The organism is Streptomyces sp. FH025 (genome assembly GCF_017427025.1).
Classification (GTDB): domain Bacteria; phylum Actinomycetota; class Actinomycetes; order Streptomycetales; family Streptomycetaceae; genus Kitasatospora.
This window is the reverse complement of record NZ_JAFLNG010000350.1, coordinates 1-7,901: the sequence shown is the minus strand read 5'-3', so window position 1 is coordinate 7,901 and position 7,901 is coordinate 1. Positions and strand designations below refer to the sequence as shown.

Here is a 7,901-nt window from a genome sequence, read left to right as displayed (position 1 = left end):
GGAGCGGTCAGGGGGCGGTGATGGCGGCCGCGACGGCGATCGCGAAGCCCCCGTCGTGGCTGATGCTGATGTCGATCGGGCCGAGCCCGGCCCGGGCGGCGAGTTCGGCGGCCGGTCCGGCCAGCCGGACCTCGGGCCGCCCGCCGGGGCCGCGCAGGATCTCGATGCCCTGCCAGGGCACCGGTCGTCCGGCGGCGCCGAACAGCTTGAAGACGGCCTCCTTGGCGGCCAGTCGGCCGGCCAGGCCGGCCCGGTCGGGCTCGCCGTCGGGGGTGACCGAGATCCGCAGCTCCCGCTCGGAGAGCATGCGGTGCAGCACCGGCCCGGCACCGGGGGCGAGCAGCTCGCCGACCCGGGTGATCGGCACCAGGTCGACGCCGATCCGGGGCAGGCTCACGCCGGGTCGGCCGTGCGGACCGCGTCGGTGGCGGCGGCCAGATCGCCGTCGAAGTGCTCGGTGAGCACGGCGACCCAGCGCTCCAGCCCGAAGGCGGTACAGGAGGTGTAGGCGTGCTCGCCGGAGGCCAGCTTGATGTCGCAGCGCTCGCCGAAGAAGTTCCGGTGGGTGTTGACCGAGGCGATCGCCAGGTCGCCGTACTGGAACTCGTGCTTGACCGGATTGAGCTTCTGCATCAGCGCGCGGGCGCCGTCGTTCTGGAAGAACGGGTCGCTGGCCGGGGCCTTGCCGAGGTCGAGGCCGAGCGCGGCGGCGAAGGCGAGGATCCGCTCGGTGAAGCCGGCCAGCACCTGCTGGGTGTGCTCGTACGAGCCGAGCGCGACGATCTCCCGCATCTGGAAGCTGGCCAGCCGCCGCAGCCCGCCGTAGTGGTCCTCGTTGCGGAAGCAGCGGTTGACGAGGGTCACCAGGGTGTCGTCGGCGACCTGCCCGCCCTCGTGGTAGAGGTACGCGCCGTAGCAGGTGGCGTGCGGCAGGCCGTACCGGGCCTCGCTCAGCGCGTCCGGGGTGAAACGGCCGCCGGTGGGCTTGTGCTGATCGCGGGTCAGGTCCAGCGAGCCGGCGACCCAGGCGAGGTGGGGGAAGTTGGTGTAGACGTCGAACTTCTCCAGGTCGGTCACCGGGAAGAGCGGCGGAGGGCTGATCTCGTCCGCCCCGGCGGCGAGGCCCCAGCCGGTGAAGACCCGGTCGAGCTCCTTGATCAGCCGGGTGGCCTCCGGGCCGAGGATGGCGAGCGCGGGGGCGCCGTCGCTCCCGGTCAGGCGGTTCATCGGATGAGTCCCGTCCTCTCCAGGTACTTGGTGGTCTTGCGGAAGGTGCGCTGCTCGGCCTCGGCGCGGGCGGGGGACTCCAGCAGCAGCCGGCGCACCTCGTGCGGCTTCTCCAGTCCGGCGTCGCGGTAGACCTGGGGGTGGTACAGCGACTCGAAGCTGTGGGTGAGGTAGCGCCGCAGGTAGTTCGAGATGTCGGTGAGCTCCTGCTCGGACGCGGTCTGCTTGAGGTCCTGGTAGAGCAGGTCGACCAGCTCGCGGCCGAAGGCGATGTGCCGCGACTCGTCCTGGTGGTGGATCCGGTTGATCGCGCGGATCGTCTCGTGCAGCCGCTCGTCGGTGGCCATCGTCGAGTTGAAGTGATCCACCAGCTCCTCGAAGATCAGGATGCGGGTGAAGACGAGCAGGCTCTCGGTCTTGGCGGAGTGGCCGGCGGCCTCCGCGCCGCCGGCCGGCTGGCGGTAGATCTTCCCGCCGTAGCGGAGGCAGAACTCCGCGAAGAACCACATGTGCTCGTTCTCCTCACCGATGAAGTGGTGGAAGAACTCCGAGGGCTTCTCGAAACCGGCCGTGTGAATCCGGTTGACGACCTCGGTGAGCAGTTCCCGAATGCCGTGCACATTCAGGCTGTAGAAATTGATGCTTTCGTGCTTGGACAGGGCGTGGAGCTGCTCCTGGGAAAGTGTCTCGGTGAGTTCCGTACCGTGCGTGGTGGTGAGTTCGGGGCTCATCCACCACATGTTCTCGGGGAGCCGGTCCGGCCATTCGAAGAGCCGGTAGGGGTTGTAGTAGTCGTCGATCGACTTGGCGGTGAGGCGGTCCATGATTTCCTGGAACCGACTGTTGCGGTCGATCACATCGCTGACCATGGGGCGATGTCTCCGTTCGCCTCGGGGCTCTTTGCTGATTCCAGCGTATGGATTCCCGCACGGGCTCCTCAACGCCCGAAACCGGCTGCCGAATTCGGTCAGTGGGGGGTCGGTTCGTGGTGGGACCGGTGGTTCAGGGCTGCTGGTGCCGGTCGGTGGGTGCGTCCTGTCGGTCGGCGGGCGAGTTCTGCCGGTCGGCGGGTGCGTCCTGCCGGTCGGCCGGCGCGTTCTGCCGGGCGGCCGCGAGTTCCGCGCGCAGGGCGGCGTTCTCCTGCTCCAGCAGCGCGAGGCGGTCGCGGACCGGGGCCAGGGCGTCGGACAGCTCGCGCTGGCTGAAGCGGGGGGTGATGTGGTTGGGGCAGTTCCAGGCGAAGCCCTCGACCCGGATGGTGACGAGGTGTTCGACCTTGCCGTCGGTGCGCGTCGAGCCCAGGCGCTCGGCGAGGGCCTCGTCCGCGCCGGCCGGTACGGCGGTGGCGTGGCCGAACAGCTTGAGGCGGGCCTGGCGGGCGTGGTCGATGAAGAAGAGCGCGACCCGGTCGTCACCACCGCGCAGGTTGCCGGTGGTGATGTACTGCCGGTTGCCCCGGACGTCCAGGTAGCCGAGGGTGTTCGGGTCCAGGACGTGGACGAACCCCGGTGGGCCGCCCTTGAACTGCATGTACGGCCAGCCGGTCTCGTTCACACTGGCGAACAGGAAGCCGTCGAGGCCGCGGATGAAGTCGATCTCGGAGTCGGTGAGCGGGTCGGCCTCCTCGCCCGGTGCCCGCAGTCGGCGGTCGGCCGCCGCGGCGCTGCCCATCTCCTGCTGGACCCGGCGCACCGCCGGGGTGTACGCGAGTTGGTCGTAGCGGCTCATGCGGCGCTCCTCAGGTCCAGGTCGACCAGTCCGGTCCGGGCGGCCAGCACGCCGGCCTGGAAGCGGCTGCTGGCGGACAGCTCCTGCATGATCGTGGCCACGTGGCGGCGGAAGGTCCGGTCGGACATGCCCACCCGGCGCGCGATGACCTCGTCCTTGGCGCCGGAGGCCAGCAGGTTGAGCAGGGTCGCCTTCAGGTCCTCCAGCGTCCCGGCGTAGCCGGCCGCGCCGGAGTCGAAGTCGAACGCGGACTCCCAGACCCGGCTGTGCAGTTCGGCCAGGAAGGCGGCGACCGCGCCCTCGTAGACGACGGCGATCGCGTCGCCCTCGCCAGCCGGGATGAAGGCCGTCTTGCGGTCGAACACCAGGAAGCGGTCGCGCACCTCCTTGGTGGTGCGCACCTGCCCGCCCGCCGGCAGGAGTTCGCCGATGTGCGCGCGGGTGTCGGAGTCGCCGCGGGCGGTGTGGGGGTAGAGGATCCGGCCCTGCGCGCCGCGCCGCAGCGCCTCCAGGACCAGCGGGCGGGCCAGCCGCAGCTCGTGGGTCTCCCGGGCCACGCAGGGCTGCATGACGAGGACCTCGGTGGTGCAACCCTGGGCGGCCTCCAGCAGCCGCAGTTCGATCTCCTCCCGGTCGTCGGTAATCACCACCGGTTCGGGCCGGGTCCTGGCCTGCTTCTCGAACGCCGCCACGAAGGAGTTCAACTTCCCCTTGAAACCGGCGAGTCGGCGGCGGTTGTCGAGGATCTCCCGCTCCAGGGGCACGAGCAGCTCCATCTGGGCGGCCTCCGGGCTGACCGCGACCAGCCGGCCCGTGTCGCTCTCGACCGGTTTGACCAGGCGCAGTTCGCGCAGCACGCCGACCGCCTGCTCGGCTCGCTGCTGCGGGATGCCCAGCTCCTCGGCGATCCCGGACGGGCTGAAGTCGGCTAGCCCGATGGTGTGTTCGTAGAACGTGATCACGAACTCGTCGACCTCGACGGCAAGTTGGGTGGGGTCCTGGCGTAGAGTCTGTGCCGCGAATTCCATCGTCACCTCATAAGTCGGCACGGGGAAACGGTCTTGCGGGGTTTTGACCACCGTACGGAGCCGGGCTGGGCGGTCTCCTACAGTCGGACCAGAGGAGCGGAGTCTCCCGGGGCGGCCGGTGCCGCCCGGACGCACCGGTGTTCACCTGCGGTTCCGCCGGTCGCCGCCGATCGTACGGCGAGAACCGGCAGAACTCGGTCAACTGCCGGAGCAGTTGTCCTGCCGCTCGGGCAAGTCCGGCGTTCAGCGGATCCGGACTCCGCCCATCGCCCGGGAGAGCCGCAGCACCTCGCGCCAGTGCTCGAACGCCTCGTGCCGCGCGCCGAGGGCCGACCGCGCGGTGCCGAGCACCAGGTGGCTGCGCGCCTCGCCCGGCCGGTGCCCGGTCTCGCGGTGCAGGGCGAGCGCGGCGCGCCCGATCTCCAGCGCGGTCCGCGACTCGCCGAGCCGGACCCGTACGTACGCCAGCGCGTTGAGCGCACAGCCTTCGAGCATCCGGAACTCCGCCTCGCGGGCGAGCGCGACGGCGCGCTCCGCGGTGTCCGGGGCGGTCTGCGGCTCCTGGCACACCTGGACCGTCGCGAGCCCGACGAGCGCGGCGACCTGCGGGAAGCGGTCGTTCACGACCTCGGCGAGGTGGAGCGCCTCCCGGTAGCTGTCGGCCGCGTCGGTCAGCTCGCGGGCGTGCTCCTGCGCGGCGCCCAGGGCGAGGAAGGCATCGGCCTCCAGTGCGCGGTCGCACAGCGCCTGCGCGGCGGCGAGCGCCGTGTGGGCCAGCAGCCGCCCGGTGGAGTGGTCGCCCAGGTCGGTGTACGCGCGTGAGAGACAGCTCAGTGCCACCGTCTCGCTGAGCTTGTTGCCGTTCCTCAGGTGGATCGGCAGGGTCTCGCCGAGCACCCGGATCGCGTCCCTGGGGCGGCCCAGCGCACGGAAGGCGATCCCCAGGTTGGTGTGCGAGATCGCCTCCCCGTCGGCCGAGTTGAGGTCGCGGAAGAGCTGGGCCACGTGCGAGAAGTGCTCGACGGACTCGTGCAGCCGTCCGAGCTTCCAGCAGATCAGCCCCAGGTTGGTGATGTCGTCGGCGGTCCCCGCGCCGTTGCCGCGCCGGGTGAGCTCACGGGCCTGGGAGAGGTGCTCGTAGGCCTGCCGCAGGGCGCCGCTCTCCTGGTGCGCGGTGCCGATCCGGCGCAGCGCCAGCGCCTGCCCGTCGAGCCAGTCGGCCTGCCGCGCGAGGTCCAGCGCACTGCCGAACAGCTCCAGGGCCTGCGCGTTGTTCGCCAGCACCCGGTGGCATTCGGCGCGCCGCAACTGGGCGGCGGCCTGGGCCCGCAGCTCGCCGTCGGCGACGGCGGCGAACAGGCTGGCGGTCGCCACCTTGAGGCAGTCGCCGGTGTACATCCCCACCGAGAGGTAGCCGTGCAGGCTCTCCGCCAGCCGCCAGGCGATGGCGGTGAACCCGGCGCCGGACGCCTGGAGGACGGCGCAAGCCAGGTTCTCCCGCTCGCTGTCCAGCCACTCCGAGGCCTGGCCGTGGTCGGAGAAGACCAGCGCGGCCGAGGGCGCCGTTCCGGCGGCCGGGTCCGCGGCCGGCTCCGTCGGGTAGAGCAGCCGGGCCGCCGCGTCGGTGTGGTAGAGGTACCAGTCGAAGAGCCGCTGCCGGGCGGCGTGCGCCTCCTCCCGGCTGACCAGCTCGCGGGCGTAGGAGCGCAGCAGGTCGTGCAGCCCGAACCGGCCGGCCGCGCCCTCCTGCACCAGGTGGGCGTCCGCCAGGCTCACCAGCAGCGCGGCCGCCTCGGCCGAGGTCGAGTCCGCCAGCGCCGCGGCGCCGTCCACGGTGAGGTCCGGGCCGGGCATCAGGCTCAGCAGCCGGAACATCCGCTGGACCGGGGCCGGGAGCGCGCGGTAGGAGAGGTCGAAGGCGGCCCGCACCGTCGAGCGGCGGTCCCCTTCGATGTGCAGCCTGCTGAGCATGTCGTCACCGGCCAACTCGCCGCAGTAGTCGGCGATGCCGGTGTTGCGGGCCAGCAGGTTGGCGCCGGCGATCCGGATGGCCAGCGGCAGCCCGCCGCACACCCGTACGAGCCGGCGCGCGGCCTCCTCCTCGGCCGCGACCCGGCTCTCGCCGATGGTGCTGCCCAGCAGTTGGCGGGCATCGTCCGGATCGAGCACGTCCAGGCCGAGCTGGCGGGCGCCGTCGCTCGCGACCAGCCCGGCGAGCTGGCTGCGGCTGGTGATCACCACCGCGCAGCCCTGGGCACCGGGGATGAGCGGCCTGACCTGCTCGGCGTCGCGGGCGTTGTCCAGAACGATCAGCATCTGCTTGTCGGCGAGCAGCGTGCGGTAGAGGGCGGCGGCCTCGTCCTCGTCCGAGGGGAGCTGGTCGGGCGGGGTGCCCAGCGCCCGGAGGAACTGCGCCAGCACGTCGCCGGGGCGCAGCGTCGGGAGCGGGGAGTGGCCGCGTAAGTCGACGAACAGCTGCCCGTCCTCGAAGTGTTCGCGCCGCGCGTGCGCCCAGTGCGTGGCGAGGGCGGTCTTGCCGACCCCGGGCGGGCCGACCACCGCCATGATGTGCGAGCGCCGTACCGGGTCGGGCGAGACCAGGGCGTCCAGCTCCCGCATCTGCTGCCGCCGCCCGACGTGGCAGCCGGTGCGGGCGGGCAGTTGGGCCGGGACCGGTCCGGTGAGCGGGCCGGTGAGCGTCGTGCGGTCGGCCGGCGGGGGGTGGGCGGGGCGCTGTGCGAGCGGCAGTTGCTGGCGCAGCACCCGCAGGTGGGCGTCGCGGACCTCCGCGCTGGGCGCGATGCCCAACTCCTCGTCGAGCCGGTCGCGTAGGCGGCCGAACACGTTGAGCGCGGCGGCCTGCTCCCCGCAGCTGGCGAGGGCGAGGATCAGCCGGGCGTGCAGGCCCTCGTGCAGCGGCTCGGTGTTCACCATGTCCCACAGCACCGGGACGGACTCCTCGGGCCGGCGCAGCAGCATCGCCGTGTCGGCGTGCAGCAGCACCGCCTTGACCCGCCGTTCGTTGGCCGCGACCGCGGCCGGATGCAGCCGCAGCACCGGGTCCGCGTCCGCGAGCACCGGGCCCCGCCACCACTGGAGGGCCCGGGTCAGCGACTCGTACGCGGCCCACGGGTCCGGCGCGCGGTGCACGCGCTGGGCGTGGGCCAGCAGCTTGTCGAAGAGGCCGAGGTCGATCTGGTTCCGGGCCGCCTCCAGCCGGTAGCCGGTGGGCGTGCGGACGACGGTCAGCGGCGGGGCGGTCCGCGGGCCGCCCGCCTCCAGCAGTTGGCGGACCTGGCTGACGTAGGTGTGGATCAGGCTCTGGTGGGAGCTGGGCGGCCCGGACGGCCAGAGGATGTCGGTGATCTCCTGCTGGGTGGCGGCCTCGGGGTGCTTGAGCGCCAGCAGTGCGAGCAGGCGGCGCAGCATCGGGCTGGTGACCGGGACGGGGGTCTGGCCGCGCCGGAGGGAGAGCGGGCCGAGGATCAGCAGGCGCGGCCGTCCGGCGCCGCGCGGTGGCCCGGTGCGGGCGGCGGCCAGCAGGTCCGCGAGTTCGCCGCCGGTCAACCCCAGTGCGTCGGCGAGGCGTTGGAGGGTGCGGGACTGCGGCCGCTGGACCCGGCCGCGCTCGATGTCGCGCAGCGCCCTGGTGCTGATCCCGGCCCGTAGCGCGGCGACCTCCTGGCTCAGTCCGGCCCTTCTGCGGAACGACTGGAGCCGTGGGCCGAAGGGGCCCGCCTCGTCTGCCGGACCTCCCGGGGGAAGATCGGCGGCCGACATCCTCTCTGACATGCGTCCCCCTCATGTCCGATGGCCGCGACCTGTCCCTGACCGGTGGCGGCATTGCGGGCCGTGCGCGGCCGTCTCCGCGGAGGCTCCGGCCGACGATCAGTTTGGACTAGACCAATGGGTCAAGCA

The 7,901-nt window shown here is 72.4% G+C and carries 6 protein-coding genes; all 6 read right to left on the bottom strand.

Annotation, left to right across the window (positions count from 1 at the left end):
• Positions 1-7: 7 nt before the first annotated feature.
• The 6 genes from J0670_RS23175 to J0670_RS23150 all read right to left on the bottom strand — a co-directional run bounded on the left by J0670_RS23175 (position 8) and on the right by J0670_RS23150 (position 7,775).
• Positions 8-397, bottom strand: coding sequence for a holo-ACP synthase (locus tag J0670_RS23175; protein ID WP_207813575.1), 390 nt, complete (start codon positions 395-397; stop codon positions 8-10).
• Entirely contained in the window at positions 394-1,227 is an 834-nt protein-coding gene (locus tag J0670_RS23170; protein WP_207813574.1) for a hypothetical protein, read from the bottom strand. The genes J0670_RS23175 and J0670_RS23170 overlap by 4 nt, the downstream gene beginning before the upstream one ends.
• Entirely contained in the window at positions 1,224-2,096 is an 873-nt protein-coding gene (locus tag J0670_RS23165) for a diiron oxygenase (protein ID WP_207813573.1), read from the bottom strand. Before J0670_RS23165 ends, J0670_RS23170 begins: the two co-directional genes overlap by 4 nt.
• A gap of 133 nt (positions 2,097-2,229) precedes the next feature.
• Entirely contained in the window at positions 2,230-2,955 is a 726-nt protein-coding gene (locus J0670_RS23160; RefSeq protein WP_207813572.1) for a pyridoxamine 5'-phosphate oxidase family protein, read from the bottom strand.
• Complete coding sequence (locus J0670_RS23155; RefSeq protein ID WP_207813571.1) at positions 2,952-3,983, bottom strand: LuxR family transcriptional regulator; 1,032 nt, start codon at positions 3,981-3,983, stop codon at positions 2,952-2,954. Before J0670_RS23155 ends, J0670_RS23160 begins: the two co-directional genes overlap by 4 nt.
• Before the next feature lie 243 nt (positions 3,984-4,226).
• The gene (locus tag J0670_RS23150; protein ID WP_207813570.1) at positions 4,227-7,775 is read right to left on the bottom strand and encodes a BTAD domain-containing putative transcriptional regulator; all 3,549 of its coding nucleotides are present in this window, start codon (positions 7,773-7,775) and stop codon (positions 4,227-4,229) included.
• Positions 7,776-7,901 lie beyond the last annotated feature (126 nt).